Here is a 19,195-nt window from a genome sequence, read left to right on the forward strand (position 1 = left end):
TATGAAGACAACCAACCCTTATCCACCCGGCCCATTGTCCTCATACGACCTCTATGAAGACAACCAACCTTTATCCACCCGTCCCATTGTCCTCATACAACCTCTATGAAGACAACCAACCTTTATCCACCCGACCCATTGTCCTAATACACCCTCCCCATTGCCCTCATCCACCCTCCTCCCTCGCAATAACCTCACAAAAATCAAAAAAACACGCACCCGATCAGTCGGGTGCGTGCAAGCAAACATCTTATTACCTTTTTCCAGAATCAAACGGCTCACCAACAGCCTTAGGAGCTTGGGATGATTTTGAAAAGATTACTAGAGCAATTAGGGTAACCACGTACGGGAATACCTTCAAGAATACTGGCGGAATGACAGCCAATGTTGGAATTACCTGGGACACGTTTGCAACGGTTGTTGCAAAACCGAAGAACAACGTTGCAGCCAGAATGCCAAGTGGCTTCCACTGACCGAAAATCAAGGATGCAAGGGCCAAGAAACCAAGGCCTGCAACTGTTCCGCTGAATTCCCCACCGGTAGTGATCATATAAACCGCACCACCAAGACCAGAGAATGCTCCGGAAATCATCACACCAATATAGCGCATCTTACTTACGCTAATCCCAGCTGCTTCTGCTGCGTGTGGGTGCTCCCCGCAAGAACGCAGGCGCAAACCGAATGGTGTTTTATAAAGCACGAAGGCACTTAACAGCAGAATTGCGAGTACAAGCCATGTTGTTGCATACGTTCTTGTGAAAAACAAACTTCCGATAATCGGGATATCCGATAAGAACGGGATATTAAACGGTTTTAATGTGCTAACCTGAATGTTTCCGCTACCTGTAATGTTACGTGCTAAGAATACTGTGATGGCAGCAGCGATCATGTTGATGGCAGTACCACTGATGATTTGATTAGCATGAAGGTTAATACTTGCAAAAGCATGTAAGAGCGAGAACAAGAGTCCCATTAAGGTTGCGAGTGCAAGGCCAATCCAGATTGCTTTTGGACCTGACATTACTGCTTGCATTTTAAGGACCACTAGCGCCCCTGTAAATGCCCCAATGACCATTAAACCTTCTAATCCGATGTTTACGACACCGCTTCGTTCACTGAATAGTGCTCCCAGTGCGGTAATCAAAAGAGGGATGGTAAAGATAATCGCATACGGAGCTATTTGCTGAATGATTGTCCACATACCTTATACCTCCTCCTTCTTTTGAGCCGTATTTTGCGGAACGACCGGCTTTTTGTTTTTCTTTTTGTTCATGAAGTAACGAATCATACGGTCTATTAGAATGCTAGTTGCTGCGAAATAGATGATAATCGCGATGATAGAGTCCGCGATTTCTGGTGGGATATCGGTCATTGCATTCATAAATCCGCGTCCAGAGTAAAGAAGACCAAAGAAAATCGCGGCTAACAACACACCAACACCAGTGTTTGCACCTAGAAGCGCGACGGCAATTCCATCAAAGCCTTGCGTTGGTAAAATACCGATTTGGATGCTTGTTGCGTTCCCTGTGTAGAAGGCAACTCCACCAAGACCTGCTAACCCACCGGCAATAACCATGGATGTTACGATACTTCTGTTCACTGCGATTCCTGCGTACTCTGCAGAATCACGGTTAAATCCTACTGCTTTTAACTCGTAGCCTAGCGTTGTTTTATTGATGATAAAAGAGAATACGATAACTGCAATGGCAGCAATAAATAAGCCTAAGTTAATGTAAGAACCACCGAATAATTCCGTTAAGAACGGTGTGCGCAATGACGCGACTTCTGGAAGTTTTCTGGATTCTGTTTCCAAAAACTCTCCTTTAAAATAAGTTGGTACAGCGTAATAAATCGTCCAGTAAGCAATCCAGTTCATCATGATAGTGGATACTACCTCATGCACGTTAAATTTCGCTTTTAATAAACCAGGAATGAACGCCCAAAGCGCTCCACCAAGGAAACCAGCCGCTACCATAAGCAAAAGTAGTAATGGTCTGGATAAGTCGTCGAATGTTAAGCCGACTGCAACGGCACAAAAGCCTCCGAAGAGCATTTGTCCAGCTGCTCCGATATTAAACAAACCAGTACGGAAAGCAAAGGCTACCGATAAACCAGTAAAAATGAGCGGCGTTGCGGTTGCTAACGTGTTTCCAATACGGGAAATGTTCTTAAGTCCGCCTTCAAACAGAAATTTATAGCCTTCCACAGGGTTGTTGCCTGTGGCGGCCATTAGAATCGCACCTGCAATTAAACCGAAAAGGACAGCAAGTAACGAGATGATGCCATTTCTCATTATTCTTCCCCCTTCGTCACGCCTGCCATCATCAGACCAAGTTCGTTTTCGTTTGTTTCTTTTGCGTTTACGATACCAACTAGTTGGCCATTGTTCACGACAGCAATGCGATCGGAAACATTGATTACTTCATCTAATTCTAAGGATACAAGTAGCACGGCTTTTCCTTTATCGCGCTGCTCGACAAGTCTGCTGTGAATGTATTCGATTGAACCAACGTCCAAGCCACGTGTTGGCTGAACGGCAATCAGCAAGGTTGGGTCCAGTTCTATTTCACGACCAATTACCGCTTTTTGCTGGTTCCCACCGGAAAGTGATCTCGCAATCGATTTTGCGCCTTCACCAGAACGTACATCAAAGCTTTGGATAATATTATCCGCATGCTTTCTGATTGCTTGGAAATTAAGGAATCCGCGCTTGGAGAAAGGTTTTTTATGATACAGCTCTAGGACCATGTTTTCTTCAATCGTATAGTCAAGGACGAGACCATGCTTATGACGGTCCTCTGGAATATGCGCAATTCCGCTCGCAATTCTGGAGCGAACCGGCATTTTTGTGATATCTTTGCCTTCAAAAAGGATGGTTCCGGAGTCAGCCTGCTTTAAGCCTGTGATGCTTTCCACAATTTCTGCTTGACCGTTTCCATCAACCCCTGCAATACCAAGGATTTCTCCTTTTTTAAGCTCTAAGGTCATGTTTTTCAGCGCAACCACGTCTTTTCCGCGTTTAACGGAAACATTGTCCATCTTTAGAACGACTTCCCCTGGGGTTGCTTCTTTTTTGCTAACCTTGAAATTAACTTCACGGCCAACCATCATTTCGGCCATTTGCTCTTTACTTGTTTCTGCTACGTTCACAGTGCCAATTGTCTTTCCTCTTCTGATAACGGTGCAACGGTCTGCCATCGCCTTAATTTCTTTCAGCTTGTGGGTGATAATGATGATTGATTTACCCTCTGCAATTAAGTTTTTAAGGATTTTGCCGAGCTCTTCTATTTCTTGAGGAGTAAGTACTGCTGTTGGCTCGTCTAAAATTAACACATCCGCTTGGCGGTAAAGCATTTTAAGGATTTCTACACGCTGCTGCATCCCAACGGAAATATCTTCAATTTTGGCATGAGGATCGACATTCAAGCCGTATTTTTTAGATAGGTCCTCAATTTTTTTGCTGGCAGTTTTTTTATCAAGCACATACATGTTATGCAATTCAGAGCCAAGCATAATATTCTCTGTCACGGTAAAATTACTAACCAGTTTAAAGTGCTGATGCACCATACCAATTCCAAGCTTTGTCGCGACGTTAGGATTGGCTATTTTCGTTTCTTTGCCATTGATTTTAATAGACCCTCTATCCGGTTGATACATTCCGAAAAGGATTGCCATCAGCGTTGATTTCCCCGCACCATTTTCACCAAGTAGGGCATGAATTTCCCCTTGCTTCAGACGAAGTGTAATATCATCATTGGCAATTATTCCAGTAAACTCTTTCCGGATATTGAGCATCTCCACTACATAGTCCATCGAGTTATTCTCCCTTTTTAAAAAATTTATCCCAAGAGGACAGACAACTAACCTCTAATATAGGCAGTAAAAAAGGCGGGACAACCCGCCTTTTTTTTATTGAAGCATCTTATTGCCAGGTGTTACTTTATATTACTTGATAAGATCGCCTTGCTCATGAGATACTGCGATGTCACCAGACTTGATCATTTCGAAGATTTCGTCTACTTTCTTAGTTGTTTCTTCACTTAAGTTTGGATTTTCTTCAGGAAGACCAACACCATCGTTTTCAGCGTTAAACGTTAATGTTTCTCCACCTGGGAATTCTCCATCGATTTCTGCTTTAATCATATCAATAGCAGCTACGTCAATTCTCTTCATAGCAGAAGTTAAGATAACAGATTCGCCGTTGTCCATTTTTCCATCTTCGTATTGGTCAACGTCGACTCCAACCATCCATACTTCTTCTCCACCAGATACACGAGTTTTCGCTTCGTCAATTGCACCAACACCTACACCACCAGCTGCTGCGAAAATTACTTTCACACCGCGGTCGAACATCGCTGCTGCAATTTGTTTACCAGCGTTTACATCGTCAAACGTACCTTGGTAGATAACGTTTTCTGCTTTAATGCTTACATTTGTATCTAAGTTCTCGTTAGCATAAGCAACACCTTGTTGGAAGCCCCAGTTGAATTTTTGAACTGGAGGAATTTCCATTCCACCGATAAATCCAGCTTCGCCTTCTTTTAATTCAAGAGCTGTTGCAACACCAGCTAAGAAACCAGCTTCGTGCTCAGCAAAGAAAATAGATACTGTGTTTTCACCTACTACAGGGCTGAAATCACCATTGTGTGGAGATCCATCGATAAGAACGAATTTTGCATCTTCAAATTGGCTTTGCGCTTGGAAAATAGCTGTTTCAAATTTGAATCCAGGCGTAACGATAAATTTAAAGTCTGCATCATACAGGTTTGTAATCTCTTGCATGTAGTTTGCTTCTGTTGTACCTGCAGGCTGTAAGTATTTCTCTGTGATACCGAAATCCTTTTTCGCTTGTTTAATACCTTCCCAAGTACCTTGGTTAAAAGATTTGTCGTCAATTGTCCCCGCGTCAGTTACCATACCAACCTTCAAATCAGAACCGCTTCCATCTCCAGTAGAACCAGAACCGTTAGACTTGTCTGTACCGCAACCTACTAAAAAGATCATCGTTGTTAAAACCATGATGATCGTTGCAATAAAACCCTTTTTCATGTCTTAACTCCCCCAAAATTTAAAAATATTAGTAAATTGAAAACCCTTACTAACATTACTATATTCTTAATCTATTAATTTTTCAATATATGTTTTTTAAAGATGAACATATTTTCATGAATAAAAGGTCCTAGATAAGAAAAATGTCGAATATTTGCAGATAAATACTGGGTTTCTATTTTTTTCTTTTGAAAAAATGGTAAAAATTACATAGGAAAGACGTTGTTTATTTTTGCAAAGTGAAATCGAGTCTGCGGGGCAATTTTTTTTACAATCGCATTCTATCTTGCCTATTTGTAAGGTGGTATTTTCTTATAGTACAATGAATGTTGTTGAGAACCTTTAATGTAAGGACGGATGTTTAATGCGTATTAATAAATTCATTAGTGACTCTGGCGTCGCTTCTCGTCGCGGAGCAGATAAATTAATAGAAGAAGGTAAAGTAAAAATAAATGGCCGTGTGGCGAAAATCGGCGGACAGGTGAATCCAGGTGACGAGGTCTTGGTAAATGGCCAAGTCATTCGAATTGCCCGCGATAATGTCTACATTGCCCTCAATAAACCGGTCGGCATCACTTCCACTACCGAAAAAAGTGTGAAGGGAAACATCATCGACCTTGTCAATCATCCGCTGCGTTTGTCTCACATCGGGCGCTTAGATAAAGAATCGGAAGGGTTGATTTTGCTAACCAATGACGGTGACATCATTAATGAGATTCTTCGACCAGAGAACAAGCATGAAAAAGAATACATTGTTTCGGTTGATAAGCCAATTACCGCTGAGTTTGTGAAGAACATGTCTGAAGGCGTTCGAATTCTAGACACGAAGACGTTGCCTTGTGAGGTTGAGCAGCTGTCCAAGTTTGAGTTTAAGATCATTTTGACGCAAGGCTTGAATAGGCAGATTCGCCGCATGTGTGCCGAGCTTGGTTATGAAGTGGTGCGTTTGGTCCGTACCCGCATCATGAATATTCATTTAGGAAACCTGCCGATGGGCCAATGGCGTGATTTAACGAAAAAAGAAAAGCGTGCGCTGTTTGCGGAGCTGGATTATGAGCCGCGTGAATGGTAGAGTGCGACCGAACCGCCCCATGAGTCAATGGGGTGGTTTTTTTTGTTGGCTTGGGTTGCGGAAGCTTTGTCAGCTAGAGGGGGAATGGTCGGTTTGTGGATTTATCAGCCGAAATGAACGTTTATCAGCCGGATTGAGCGTTTATCAGCCGAAATGACCTGTTTATCAGCCAAAACTCACCAATTATCAGCCACTCGACAATATTCTTTAAAATTCTCCACGCCGATTCTCCCACAGTTCCTTAGCTTGCATGTCCACCCTCGCTCTTCCCATATTTCCATCCCCCTACCCTAACATGGTAGAGGGCTATTTTTTTCCACCAATTTGTCATTGACAATGATTCTCAGTAGTCTTATAGTAATAGATGTAACGAAACTGATAATCATTATCATTTAATGTAAACTTATGCTGAACTGGGGGGTAACATTATGGTTCGCCTACATACGAAAGACCTATGCATCGGCTATGGTGAACGCTCCATCATCAACGATCTCACAGTCGAAATCCCTGACAAACAAATTACCACCATTATAGGTTCCAATGGATGCGGGAAGTCCACCCTACTTAAAGCAATCACGCGAATTATCGCGCATCAATCTGGAAGCATTGTGCTCGATGGTCAGGAGATTGCAAAAGAAAACACGAAGTCACTCGCGAAAAAGATTGCCATTCTCCCGCAAACACCTGAAAGTGTAAGCGGATTAACGGTTGGTGAGCTTGTTTCCTATGGTCGTTTTCCATATCAAAAGGGCTTTGGACGTTTGACGAAAAAGGATTATGAGGTCATTGATTGGGCTTTAGAGGTAACAGGTACCACCGAATTCAAGTATCGTTCTGTTGACGCCCTTTCCGGCGGACAAAGGCAGCGCGTTTGGATTGCGATGGCCCTTGCCCAAGAAACCGAGATTATTTTCCTTGATGAGCCAACCACTTACCTAGATATGGCCCACCAGCTTGAGGTATTGGAGCTGTTACAAAAGCTGAACAGGGAGCAAGAGCGTACCATCATCATGGTGCTTCATGACTTGAACCAGGCTGCTCGCTTTGCGGACTACTTGATTGCGCTAAAAGATGGCAACATCATGAAGGCCGGAAACTGTGAGGAAGTCATTACCCCAGAAGTCCTCAGACAAGTTTTTCAGATTGACGCTGTTATCGGGCGTGACCCGAGAACACATAAACCAATGTGCTTGACCTATCATCTACTTAAAGGAGAAAACAACGATGAAAAAATTAATGATACCATTCGTATTCCTGCTCTTACTGGTAGTTAGTGCGTGCGGAAATACTTCTAATAATGCAGGCAATAACAATGACTCAAAAGAAGGAGAAGGTTCCTCCTCTGAAACAATTACCTATGAAGCAGAAACTGGTCCAATTGAAGTTCCAGCAAACCCACAGCGTGTGGTGGTGCTTAACTCATTCGTAGCCGGTAACGTGATGGCGCTTGATACGAATATTGTTGGTGTAGATTCTTGGGCGAAAGCAAATCCTCGTTATCAAGAATATATTAAAGACGCAGAGGAAATATCTGACCAGGATTTAGAAAAAATTATTGAACTTGATCCAGATTTAATTATCGCGGCATCAAATACAAACAACCTTGATAAGCTTGGGGAAATTGCTCCTACTGTTGCTTATACGTATGGAAAAGTGGATTACTTAACGCAGCATGTTGAAGTTGGAAAACTACTAAACAAAGAAAAAGAAGCGCAAAACTGGGTGGATGACTTCAAAACACGAGCGAAAGAAGCAGGAGAAGAAATCCGTGCCGAAATCGGTGAAGATGCAACGGTATCTGTTATCGAAAACTTCGATAAAGAACTATATGTTTTTGGAGACAACTGGGGTCGTGGAACGGAAATCCTTTATCAAGAAATGAAATTGAACATGCCAGAAAAGGTGAAGGAAATGGCCCTAGAAGAAGGGTACTATCAGCTTTCCTTTGAAGTTCTGCCTGAGTTTGCCGGCGACTACATGGTATTCAGTAAGAACTCTGATGGAGATACATCCTTCCAAGAAACCGATACGTACAAAAACATTCCTGCTGTGAAAAATGGCCAGGTGTTTGAAGCAGATGCGAAAGAGTTCTATTTCAATGATCCAATTTCCCTTGACTTCCAGCTTGAATTCTTTAAAGATAGCTTTTTAGGAAACTAATTTTTCTGTTAGAAAGGGACCTTCTGTTATGGCAGTAGGTCCCTATTATTTTATAAAAAAGAGATGGATACGATGAAAATACTAAATGAGAAAAGAATGCCATTTATCTATAAACTGCTTGCAGCCATTCTTGTTTTTGCAGGGATGTTTTTTGCAGCGATGATATTTGGTGCGGCGGATACTACTGTACGAGATGTTTGGCTAGCACTCACCTCTTATTCCACGAGCAGTGACAAAATCCTCATCCTTCGTGAAATCAGACTGCCTCGTGAGGTAGCGGCGATTTTTGTTGGCGCAGGATTATCAGTTGCAGGTGCCATCATGCAGGGCATGACGCGAAATCCGCTTGCAGACCCAGGCTTACTCGGCTTAACAGCTGGCGCGAATGCGGCCCTTGCAATTACACTTGCCTTCTTACCTTCCGTGAATTATTACGGTATCATGATTGCTTGTTTTATCGGCGCTGCCATTGGAGCGGTGATGGTGTTTGGTCTTGGCGCCATGAGAAAAGGTGGCTTTTCTCCTTTGCGGATTGTTCTTGCTGGAGCTGCGGTTTCTGCCTTTCTTTTTGCAATCGCAGAAGGTGTGGCGCTTACCTTTAAGCTTTCACGGGATGTATCGATGTGGACAGCAGGTGGGATTATCGGGACGACTTGGGGGCAATTGCAGCTAATCATTCCGCTTGTAACTGTTGGAATACTAATTGCGCTATACCTTTCCAGGCAGCTCACCATTCTTAGCCTGAGCGAGGAGGTTGCCGTTGGTCTTGGGCAAAAGATCCTTGCTGTCAAAGTAACCCTGTTTGTGGTTATTATTCTTTTGACAGGAGCTTCGGTAGCCTTGGTTGGTAATATGGCATTTATCGGGCTAATGATTCCTCACGTGGTACGTGCTATCGTGGGTACCGATTACCGCTTTATCTTGCCTATGTCTGCCCTTGTTGGCGGGACATTTATGATGTTCGCTGACACGTTGGGCCGCACGATTAATGCACCATTTGAAACACCGGTGGCTGCGATTGTTGCGATTGCCGGCCTGCCATTCTTCCTAGTGATTGTGCGTAAAGGAGGGAAAGCATTCTCATGATCCATCCTTCCATTATGAAAAAACAACGAATGACGATTCTTGCTTTATTATTGTTAATTGTGGCAACCGTGGTGATTGGCATGGGCCTAGGTCCCGCTTCTCTTGCTTATGATCGCCTCCTCCCTACTATTTTTGGTCAAGGTGAATTTAAAGAGGAATTTGTGCTGTTTTCCATCCGTTTACCGCGAATTGCGGTAACCTTGCTTGCTGGAATGGCCTTAGCGTTATCAGGGGCTATTTTACAGGGAATTACTCGGAATGACCTTGCTGATCCAGGAATCATCGGGATTAATTCAGGAGCCGGTGTTGCGGTCGCTGTTTTCTTTTTGTATGTACCCATTAATGCTGGGAACTTTGTGTATATGCTTCCTTTGGTGGCGTTTGTTGGGGCTTTGTTGACTGCTATCTGCATTTATTTGTCCTCTTATCAACGGGCTACTGGTTTACAGCCAGTTCGTTTGGTGCTAGTCGGAGTTGGTTTTTCGATGGCCTTATCGGGGCTGATGATTATTTTGATTTCCTCTGCTGAGCGCGTGAAGGTCGACTTTATCGCGCAATGGCTGGCGGGGAACATTTGGGGGACGGATTGGCCGTTTGTGTTGGCGCTGTTGCCTTGGCTTGTCGTGCTTGTACCATTCACGCTTTATAAAGCGAATCGCCTTAATTTACTGGGCCTTGGTGAGCCGGTTGCGGTTGGCGTTGGTGTGTCCGTGGAGAGGGAACGTGTAGTACTGATGCTGACTGCGGTGGCGTTGGCAGCCTCTGCTGTTTCGGTGACAGGCGGCATTGCCTTTGTCGGCTTGATGGCTCCGCATATTGCGAAATCGTTGGTTGGACCGCGGAATCAGCTGTTCATTCCAGTTGCGGTGCTGATTGGTGGTTGGTTGTTGTTGTTTGCAGATACGGTCGGGAGGAACCTGCTTGAGACAGGAATTCCAGCTGGGGTAATGGTGGCATTGATTGGCGCACCATACTTTATGTATTTGTTGTTGCGGAAAGTTTAATTGGATTGGAAAAAGCCTGATTACCCCGCACACACGCTTTGAGGGCGGTGTGTGGGAATCAGGCTTTTTTTGTAAAGGAATTTGGTTTTCAAAACTGGTATTTAGAGGTGATGCAATAAATTCGGAATGTGATGCAATAATCCCGAAAAGTGATGCAATAAACTCCGAAAGTGTTGCAATAACTCCATGAAGTGTTGCAATAACCTCGGAAAGTGTTGCAATAACTCCGAAAAGTGTTGCAATAACCCCGGAAAGTGTCGCAATAACCCCGAAAAGCAAAGCAATTCAGTCAAGTCCTTAATATTGTGTAAAATTCCTTACAAGTGTTTTCAACTGTTAAAAGTTTATAGTTTATTGCCCTCATATTTTTTGAGCGAAACTTCCATGGTATTATCTCTTCATAGCCAGGGTGGGCTGTCAAAGGTTCTTCACTTTGACAGCTCATTCTGGCTATGAAACAATCCATGATGGAAGTTCCACGCAAACAATAGTAACTATTTACTAAAGGACTTTCTCTTTGCGTAAACAGTTTGTTGATAGTGTAGTAAGACAGCCCCCACTAAACGAAAAGCTGACTGAGTGTTAGGGAAAATCCGTATTACTCTTTCTCTTCTACGAACCTCCTGGTTTAACCTTTCTAAACAATTCGTACTCCTAATATGAGGGCGGATGTTTTGTGGGTGTTCCATATATTGAATGGTATCTTCAAAACCTTCATCAAGAACTTTTAAGGCTTTTTCATATCTCGTGTTCTCCGCAAATTGGCTCATGAGTTCCTCTTTGAAGTTTCTCATATCTTCAATCGTTACAGCTTCAAAAATACGTTTAATCATTGTTCTGATTTCTAAGGAATCTTTCTTAGGGAGTTTCTCAAAAATGTTTCGTTTGAAGTGTACGTTACATCTTTGCCAGCTAGTACCAATAAATTCCCGTTGAATAGCTTTTTGTAGACCTTGATGAGCGTCAGAAACAACTAGTTTAGGTGATTGAAGCCCTCGTGATTTAAGCTGTTGGAAAAAACGAGACCAGCTTTCATAGTTTTCGACATGATCAACCTGAAGACCAAGAATTTCACGTTGGTTTTTATCCGTCAGAGCTGTCGCAATATAGATAGCTTTGGAGACAACACGATGGTGCTCCCGCACCTTGGTATACATAGCGTCTACAAAGACAAAAGGATAGTAGGTGTCATTAAGAGGCCTCTTGGCCCAGTCATTAACGATAGGATCTAGCTTTTGAGTAAGAGAAGACACAAACGATTTGGAAACATTTTCTCCGCAAAGCTGTTCCACAATATGCGTCACCTTACGAGTGGATACACCATTAATGACCATTTCTACCATGGAGAGAACGAAGGCTTGGTCACATCGGGCATATTTTTCGAAAACGGAAGGTGAAAAATCACCATTTCGAGTGCGTGGTACTTTGAGCTTTAGTTTCCCAATACTCATCGTAAATTCACGTTCATAATAGCCATTACGATAATCCAAACGCTCTATTGAGCGTTCATAAGCAGCAGCTTGTAAGTATTCATCTCTTTCTTTTTCCATGTATTCATTTAGCACCAGTACAATCGCAGATCTAACTACTGCTTCCATATTAGAATTCATTACTGCATCTTTTAAAAGGTCGATATCTAGGTTAAACTGTAATTGAGTCATTCTTATTCCTCTTCTCATTGTTTATCGTCGTTGAAAACAGTGTTGACAAGAAGGAATAAAATGACTCTTTCTTTTTACACAATTATATGGACTTAATCAGCAATTCCCTCCCAAGGGCATAGCAATCACTCAAAACGGCGGCCAAAATTCACCGTGCTACCCAAAAAGTTAGCTCATCACAAGATCACAAGCCCTGTTTACCAGATGCCCTTCTTCAATGTAAAGGATTCTATCGGCAATCGCCTTCGCGTCTGCAAAGTCATGGGTTACAAAAATCGAGGTAATCCCGGTTTTCTTTAAGATTTCCTTCAATTCATCGCGGATTTTTTCTTGTAAATGAGCATCCAGGTTACTAAAAGGCTCATCTAACAGCAGCAAGGAAGGTGCGGGCGCTAACGCACGTGCCAACGCCACTCGTTGCTGCTGACCGCCACTTAGTTCATATGGATAACGGTGCGCATAATCCGCCATGTTAATCAGCCGAAGCATTTCCTCCATGCGCTCTTGCTTGTCTTTTCGGCTCATTTTCCTTAGGCCGTATTTAATATTTTGCGAAACCGTCATGTGTGGGAACAGTGCGTAATCCTGAAACACCACACCGATTCCACGCTTCTCCGGCACAACAAAAGTGCGAGGGTCAAACATGACGTTCCCGTCCACCTTCATGCTCCCAGTAGTCGAAGATTCCAGACCAGCGATAATTCGCAGCAGCGTGCTCTTTCCGCTTCCGCTTTTCCCGAGAATCGACACGATCTCGCCGCGATTAATCTCCACATTTACATTATCCAGCGTCTTCGCTTTCGTATTTTTATATTGGAATTGCAAATCTCTAATTTGTATAAACATTATGTTGCCTCCTTATCCAGTACGCGGTGGAAAATAAAAATACAAAGCGCACTAATGAAAATGATCATGAGAGACGCAATCGATGCTTCTTGCACGCGTTCGTCGTTTGCAAACTTGAATGCCTGTGTCGCCAAGGTTGAAAAGTTAAATGGCTGTAGAAATAACGTTAGTGGTAATTCTTTTAGAATATCCACAAAAACAAGGATGAATGCACTCACGATGGCGCCACGGAGCATCGGGAGGTCGACCATGAAGAAGGTTCTCAACGTAGATGCACCAAGCATACGCGACGTTTCAGAATAGCGGTTCCCCACTTTTTCAAAGCCAGCTTCAATATTGTTAAAGCCGATCGCCAAAAACCTGATTACGTAGGCGAAGATGAGCATCACTAAAGTCGTTCGCAACACAAACTCTGGCTTTAGGTTAAACTGCGCCAAAAAGGTCACAATGCTTTGATCTAACGAAATAAATATCGTGATAACCGCAATGGCGATTGCCGCTCCTGGGATTGAATAGCCCAGTGTTGTTACTCTGGAGATGACTTTTGTCAGCACTCCCGGTTGTAAGCGCGTGTAATTTGAAATAACCAACGCGATAAAAATAATTAGACAAGAAGCTACTGTAGCCACTAAAATCGAATTTTTCGCTAGCGTGATAAATTGGGCATTAAACACTTTTTCATAGGTCATAAATGCCCAGCGCAAAAGCTGCAAGAGCGGAATGATAAACGCAACCGTAAACACCCCAAAGCAATAGGCAAATACTCCCCATGCTTTTGTCCCGGTTAACTTTTTCGGCTTGATAGGCCTGATTTTAGAGGACGGGTCGTAAAATTTCTTTCTGCCTCTAAGCAAGCGCTCGAGCACCAACACAGCCATCACGATCATCATTAGCGTTCCGGCTAGCTTTAACGCGGAATCTAGATCCATCATGCCATACCACGTTCTGAAAATGGCGGTACTCACCGTTTGGATGCCGTAATAACTAGTTACCCCATAATCGTTTAGCACTTCCAAAATAACAAGGGTCACGCTGCCGATAATAGCTGCGCGCGAAATTGGCAATGCCACTCGGAAAAAGGTATCCACATCACTGCCACCTAGTAATCTCGCATTCTCTAATACAGAGGCTGACAGGCTTTGAAAATAACTCCTTGTGATGGCATACACATACGGAAATAGAGTTACGGTAAAAATAAATATCGCACCTTGAATGCTCATGATATTGAAATAAGCTTGATTTATTTGCATGTCAAAGGAATTACGCAACGTTGTTTGGATCACACCGGTGTAATTCAAAATGCCATGAAAGGTGTAAGCTGCAATATACGGAGGAATCGCAAGCGGCAGTATGAGTGCCCACTTCAGGAAATTCCTGAGCGGAAAATCATAAATAGTAATTAGCCATGCTAAACTTGTGCCGATGAACATCGTAGCTAACGCTGTAAAGACAATGATGACAACCGAATTCTGCAGGTAATCCCTGAGCAAATACTCTTTAATATGTAGCCAGTTGTCATTTCCTTCTGTAAAAAATTCAACAGCAATCAATATATTTGGAATGAGAATAATCGTTATAAAAATTATGCTAGCAAGAGCCCATCCTTTATGGTGCACTCTTGACCAATGAAACCGGTTCACAGATGACACATCCTTTTCGAAAAAAGCCTCACTCTAAATTATAACGAAAATCATTCTCAAATGGAATATCGACTGACAAATTAATAGAACCGAAGCACTAGTTTGGTGTGCTTCGGTTCAAAAGTTGTTCAATAATATAAGCGATTAGACTTCAGGGAACGGGTTGCAAAGTTGTTTGAAACTAGTCGAATTGCCGATATCCAGCTTCATTCACCGTTCTGCTTTTCTTATTTCCAACCAACCTCGTTAAAGATTTTAATTGCTTCTTGTTGGTTTTCACCTAGTTTAGATAGGTTGATATCTTGCTCTTTGAATTCGCCCCAAGATTTTAATAGCTCAGATGCTTCTACATTAGGGTTTACAGGGTACTCGGAGTTTGCCTCTGCAAATTTACCTTGTGCATCCTCACCACTTAGGAATTCAATGAATTTGATGGCATTTTCTTTGTTTTTCGCATGTTTTGTCACACCAGCACCACTGATGTTAATGTGTGTACCCGTTGTTTCTTGGTTAGGGAAGAATACCCCTAATTTTTCTGCTACTTTCTTTTCTTCTTCATCTGTACCTTTTAGCATCACACCAATGTAGTATGTGTTCATGATTGCTACGTCTGCTTCACCAGCTACAACTGCTTTCGCTTGGTCGCGGTCGCCGCCTTCAGGATCACGTGCCATGTTGTCTGTGATTCCTTGTGCCCATTCTTTCGCTTTGTCTCTGCCCATGATGTCAACGAAAGATGCTAGTAAAGACATATTGTACATGTTTTCAGAAGTACGGATAACCACACGATCCTTCCACTCTGGCTCTGCTAAAGCTTCGTAAGTGGATAGCTCCTCAGGTTTTACACGCTCTTTGTCATATACGATAACACGTGCGCGCTTAGTTAGACCAAACCATTGGTTGTCAACATCACGCAGTTTTTCTGGGACGTTTTCTGCAAGAACGTCACTTTCAATTGCTTGTAATAGCTCACTTTCTTTTGCTTGGTGAAGGTTACCAGCATCAGCTGTGATGAACACATCTGCTTCTGTTGCATCGCCTTCAATGCTTAGGCGCTCCATTAGCTCGTCGCCTTTTCCTTCCACGACATTCACTTTGATTCCAGTTTCTTCTTCAAACTTTTTGTAAAGCTCTTGATCTGCCTCATAGTGACGGCTTGTATATACGTTCACTACGTCTGTAGCCTTCTCTTCTCCATTATTATCAGAAGAACCATTGTTATTCGTACTGCTTACACAGCCTGTTAACGCTAACGCGAAAGTCAGCATTAAAGCTATTAAGATAGTTAATTTCTTCATTTCTGACACTCCCTATGTAAAATTAAACAAAAATGATAATCACTCTCACTACTACTATTGTAATGATAATCATTATCAAGTCAATACTTTTTCAAAAAAACAATGAAAATTCCATGAAACACACGAAACCTATTCCTTTCCATTTCCGTACTACTGAATAGGAGAGTGATAAACATGTACTTAACCATAAAAGAACCTACCAAAAAAATTTCAAGCCATGCTGTAAACGTTTGGAGAATGTCCAACACCATTGGTCACACTGTAGCACTCATTATTTTAGCTGTCTTGCTATACTGCAGTCATGCGTTCGGGTGGTACAGCTGGGTACCTATTGTCCTTTATATATTCATTGGCCTTTTTACCGTTTCTGCGATTTACTCGATCTTCATTGAGCCGACTTTTCTGCAACGAACATGGCGATATGAGGTGGATGAGGAGTTCATCCAGCTTAAGGAAGGGAAATGGAATGAAAGCCACACCATTATTCCAATGGAAAAAGTAGAGGTTGTTAAAACAGAGCAAGGACCTTTATTACGCAAGTTTCATTTATACAACATCGTGATTGGGACGACCACCTCAAGTCACACCATTCCGGCCATCCCGAAAGATCTTGCACTAGATTTAAAAGCGCGTATTGCAACATTTGCCAAGGTAACAGAGGATGATGTTGCGGAAGGAGAAGTAACAGATGAATCAGAGTAATAAGCGGTTTCATCCAGCCTGGATTGCCATCGCTTCTTTTAGCACAATAAAAAATTCGATTGCTGGGCTTCTCTTTCTTTTTGTAATAAAGATTAACTCCACATCTACTTGGGTGATTTGGGGAAGGTATATTTTTATCATTGCGTTGGTTTGCACCTTTGTTTTTCATGTTCTAAAGTGGTTTTCTCACCGCTATGAAATCAAGGAGCATGCGATTGTGTTAAAAGAAGGCGTGTTTGTGAAGAAACAGCGCACCATCTCATTTGAGCGCATTCAAAATCATCACACAAAAACAACCTTTCTACATAAATGGTTTGGACTAACCTCCTTAACGCTTGAAACTGGAACTGTGTTAGAGGATGGAGAAGTGGTCTTCCCTGTTCTTACCGTCGTAGAAAAGCAACGAATTCTGTCCTATTTGGAAAAAGAGAAGGAAGCTGCACACGGTGAAGGTGAAGCAACTACCTCCCCTCTACCGGAAGGAAGACGAGTTCATTTCCGTTCTACCAAAAAAGATATCTTCAAAGCTTCTTTTACGTCTCTAAGCTTTCTGGCAATCTTCCCTATCTTGCTTACCATTTATACGAATGTAGCTGATTATTTTAGCCTCGAGGATACGGCAGAAAGCGCTTTGGATTACTTGTTAATTCACTGGTGGATGCTCATTGTACTTTTTTTCATCGCCTTATCCATCTCAATTAAAATAGGCTATGTGAAAACCTCCATCAAATATGGAAACTTTGAAATCAGTGATGATAAGGAAAAAATTTATGTTAAAAAAGGAATCGGGAGTACCACTAATTTTGTGATTCCCAAGCACAAGGTGCAGGCTATTGTGCTGGAAGAACCCATTTTAAAAAGAATGCTCGGCCTTGTATCTATTAAACTCGTTAGTGTGGGAGCCATGACAGCAGAAGAAAAGGAAACGAGCTCACTCTATCCTTTTATGCCAAAAGAGGAAGCTTTTAAACTTATTGGCACCCTCCTTCCTAGTTATACATTGGAGCAACAGATGGATCGATTTCCATTGAAAGTACTTTGGTACAAGCTGCTTGTTCCTTACTATATAACGATAATCGCGGCGGTCGGTTTATTCATTTTCAAACCAGAATGGCTCTGGGCAGCAGGTATCATGTTTGTGCTTGCAGTGGTGACAAGGATACTTGATTATGTGTTTACTAGCTACCGACGGCTGGAGAATACCGTCCAAATACGAAAAGGCGGCTGGAGTACGACCACCTTTGTCACCCACTCTAGTAAAATTCAAGAGGTGTCGGTGGAGCACTCTTGGCTGCAGCGTAAATTTGGGATTGCTACTTTAACCTTCCACAACCGAGCAAACCCTAGTGAGTTAAATAGCCTTGCTGGAGTTTCGCGTGAGGAAGCAAGTGCTTTTTTTACCTGGTTTCAGGAAAAAAGAAAAGAGCGTGTGAAGAGAAAGAGGGCTTCTTAAATAGAGTAGGCGTAGTCCGGTGTGGGCTGCGCCTTTTTTGGGGGACTTTGGTACTGAGATCTCTGTCCTCAATTTCATAATTTGTCCACTTTCGAGATAATTAAGCCAACTTTTAAATAATTAATCCGCTTTCAAATTATTTAAGCGACTTTTTTATTTTTTTGTCCATTTGAGTCCATATAAAGGCCATTCGACAAAAATCGACACCCATCTACTTCCTTCCAACCCAAGCCTCCACTCTTAGTACCCCTTCTTCACATCTACCCTATTCGTTAACGGCTCCCCTGCCTCAATTTTCTCTAAGGTATCTAAAAAGCACGTTACCGCTTCTTCTGGTGTCGTGATAGCGGAAATATGCGGGGTAATCGTAATGTTCGGATGAGTCCATAGCGCACTGCTTGAAGCAAGTGGCTCTTCGTCAAACACATCCAATACTGCTCTGGCAACATTCTCATTGTCTAATGCACGCAACAATGACTCTGTTGCAACCGATTTTCCCCTGCCAACATTAATAAAAACAGCTCCATTTAACTTTGCAAAAAAAGCTTCATTATAAAAATGGGAGGTTTCTTTCGTTAAAGGTAACGTGTTGATCACATAATCGACCTCATGGAGAAGCGCGTCATCGACATCTGAGAGAGTCCTGTTTTGTTTAAAATGAGGCTTAGCACCCCCACTTAGAGAAACGCCATACACACAAACGCCGAAATAGGAAAGCATTCGCGCGACCTCCTGCCCGATTTCTCCTGTACCATAGATAATTACACGCTTTTCTGCCAGTGAGACTGGAGGAACCACCTTCCATTCCTTTTGCTGCTGTAGGTCTGCATACCGCTGATGATGCTGAAGGTTTTGCAGCATGTAACTTAGCACGTACTCTCCGATTTTTTGCCCAAAAGAGGTAATTGTTCTGGTTAGGAGCACGTCAGCTGGCCAGGCAGGCAACTCGAGGTACCGATCCACACCCGCTCCTAAAGCGTGCACCCACTTTACATGACGAAAATGGAATTGGCGAGTTGGTTGGAAGGCGACAAAAGCATCTGCCCAATCAAGGTCCTTTTCTGTTACGTTGTTCTCAGAGAGAAAACGCAGCTGTTTTCCTTGCAATTTTAATGGAACAAGCTGCGATAATTCTTTATATATTTTCCCAGTAAATAGAATGTTTTCCAGCTTCATACCAGCATTTTGCCTCCATCTGTTTAAGGTTCTTCAACTATGTGTAAT

General features: G+C 42.6%; 16 protein-coding genes. 7 read left to right on the top strand and 9 right to left on the bottom strand.

Annotated elements, in window-relative coordinates; genetic code table 11:
- Positions 1–253: 253 nt before the first annotated feature.
- The 4 genes from FIU87_RS20150 to FIU87_RS20165 form a co-directional block, all read right to left on the bottom strand.
- Positions 254–1,201, bottom strand: a complete 948-nt coding sequence (locus tag FIU87_RS20150) for an ABC transporter permease (protein WP_152446239.1) — start codon at positions 1,199–1,201, stop codon at positions 254–256.
- A gap of 3 nt (positions 1,202–1,204) precedes the next feature.
- The gene (locus FIU87_RS20155) at positions 1,205–2,293 is read right to left on the bottom strand and encodes an ABC transporter permease (protein ID WP_152446240.1); all 1,089 of its coding nucleotides are present in this window, start codon (positions 2,291–2,293) and stop codon (positions 1,205–1,207) included.
- Complete coding sequence (locus FIU87_RS20160; RefSeq protein WP_152446241.1) at positions 2,293–3,813, bottom strand: ABC transporter ATP-binding protein; 1,521 nt, start codon at positions 3,811–3,813, stop codon at positions 2,293–2,295. Before FIU87_RS20160 ends, FIU87_RS20155 begins: the two co-directional genes overlap by 1 nt.
- A gap of 132 nt (positions 3,814–3,945) precedes the next feature.
- Positions 3,946–5,049, bottom strand: coding sequence for a BMP family lipoprotein (locus FIU87_RS20165; protein WP_152446242.1), 1,104 nt, complete (start codon positions 5,047–5,049; stop codon positions 3,946–3,948).
- A 364-nt stretch (positions 5,050–5,413) separates the two neighbouring features.
- On the opposite strand from FIU87_RS20165, the gene rluF reads away from it, so the two are divergent.
- The 5 genes from rluF to FIU87_RS20190 all read left to right on the top strand — a co-directional run bounded on the left by rluF (position 5,414) and on the right by FIU87_RS20190 (position 10,371).
- Positions 5,414–6,121 carry a 23S rRNA pseudouridine(2604) synthase RluF gene (gene rluF, locus FIU87_RS20170; RefSeq protein WP_152446243.1) on the top strand — a complete coding sequence of 236 codons (708 nt, stop codon included), beginning with the start codon at positions 5,414–5,416 and terminating at the stop codon, positions 6,119–6,121.
- A 428-nt stretch (positions 6,122–6,549) separates the two neighbouring features.
- Positions 6,550–7,395 (top strand): ABC transporter ATP-binding protein, encoded by an 846-nt coding sequence (locus FIU87_RS20175; RefSeq protein WP_152446244.1) that lies wholly within the window; start codon positions 6,550–6,552, stop codon positions 7,393–7,395.
- Positions 7,346–8,281, top strand: coding sequence for an iron-hydroxamate ABC transporter substrate-binding protein (locus FIU87_RS20180; RefSeq protein WP_152446245.1), 936 nt, complete (start codon positions 7,346–7,348; stop codon positions 8,279–8,281). Before FIU87_RS20175 ends, FIU87_RS20180 begins: the two co-directional genes overlap by 50 nt.
- A gap of 72 nt (positions 8,282–8,353) precedes the next feature.
- Entirely contained in the window at positions 8,354–9,367 is a 1,014-nt protein-coding gene (locus FIU87_RS20185) for a FecCD family ABC transporter permease (RefSeq protein WP_152446246.1), read from the top strand.
- Positions 9,364–10,371, top strand: a complete 1,008-nt coding sequence (locus FIU87_RS20190) for a FecCD family ABC transporter permease (RefSeq protein WP_152446247.1) — start codon at positions 9,364–9,366, stop codon at positions 10,369–10,371. Before FIU87_RS20185 ends, FIU87_RS20190 begins: the two co-directional genes overlap by 4 nt.
- A gap of 494 nt (positions 10,372–10,865) precedes the next feature.
- On the opposite strand, the gene FIU87_RS20195 is transcribed toward FIU87_RS20190, so the two are convergent.
- The 4 genes from FIU87_RS20195 to FIU87_RS20210 all read right to left on the bottom strand — a co-directional run bounded on the left by FIU87_RS20195 (position 10,866) and on the right by FIU87_RS20210 (position 15,816).
- Entirely contained in the window at positions 10,866–12,032 is a 1,167-nt protein-coding gene (locus FIU87_RS20195) for an IS256 family transposase (protein WP_152445258.1), read from the bottom strand.
- Between the two features lie 168 nt (positions 12,033–12,200).
- Entirely contained in the window at positions 12,201–12,878 is a 678-nt protein-coding gene (locus FIU87_RS20200; protein WP_152446248.1) for an ABC transporter ATP-binding protein, read from the bottom strand.
- On the bottom strand, positions 12,878–14,518 hold the full coding sequence (locus FIU87_RS20205) for an ABC transporter permease (protein WP_253905475.1): 1,641 nt from the start codon (positions 14,516–14,518) through the stop codon (positions 12,878–12,880). The genes FIU87_RS20200 and FIU87_RS20205 overlap by 1 nt, the downstream gene beginning before the upstream one ends.
- Positions 14,519–14,745: 227 nt before the next feature.
- Positions 14,746–15,816, bottom strand: coding sequence for a Fe(3+) ABC transporter substrate-binding protein (locus FIU87_RS20210; protein ID WP_152446249.1), 1,071 nt, complete (start codon positions 15,814–15,816; stop codon positions 14,746–14,748).
- A gap of 174 nt (positions 15,817–15,990) precedes the next feature.
- Between FIU87_RS20210 and FIU87_RS20215 the strand changes: the two genes are divergently transcribed.
- Both FIU87_RS20215 and FIU87_RS20220 read left to right on the top strand, forming a co-directional pair.
- Positions 15,991–16,518 (top strand): PH domain-containing protein, encoded by a 528-nt coding sequence (locus tag FIU87_RS20215; protein WP_152446250.1) that lies wholly within the window; start codon positions 15,991–15,993, stop codon positions 16,516–16,518.
- Entirely contained in the window at positions 16,505–17,971 is a 1,467-nt protein-coding gene (locus tag FIU87_RS20220) for a PH domain-containing protein (RefSeq protein WP_152446251.1), read from the top strand. Before FIU87_RS20215 ends, FIU87_RS20220 begins: the two co-directional genes overlap by 14 nt.
- Before the next feature lie 240 nt (positions 17,972–18,211).
- Here FIU87_RS20220 and FIU87_RS20225 read toward each other — a convergent pair whose 3' ends face one another.
- Positions 18,212–19,147 carry a D-2-hydroxyacid dehydrogenase gene (locus tag FIU87_RS20225; protein ID WP_152446252.1) on the bottom strand — a complete coding sequence of 312 codons (936 nt, stop codon included), beginning with the start codon at positions 19,145–19,147 and terminating at the stop codon, positions 18,212–18,214.
- Positions 19,148–19,195: the final 48 nt, after the last annotated feature.

Origin of the sequence: Bacillus sp. THAF10 (genome assembly GCF_009363695.1) — a bacterium.
Taxonomy (GTDB): Bacteria; Bacillota; Bacilli; order Bacillales; family Bacillaceae_I; genus Sutcliffiella_A.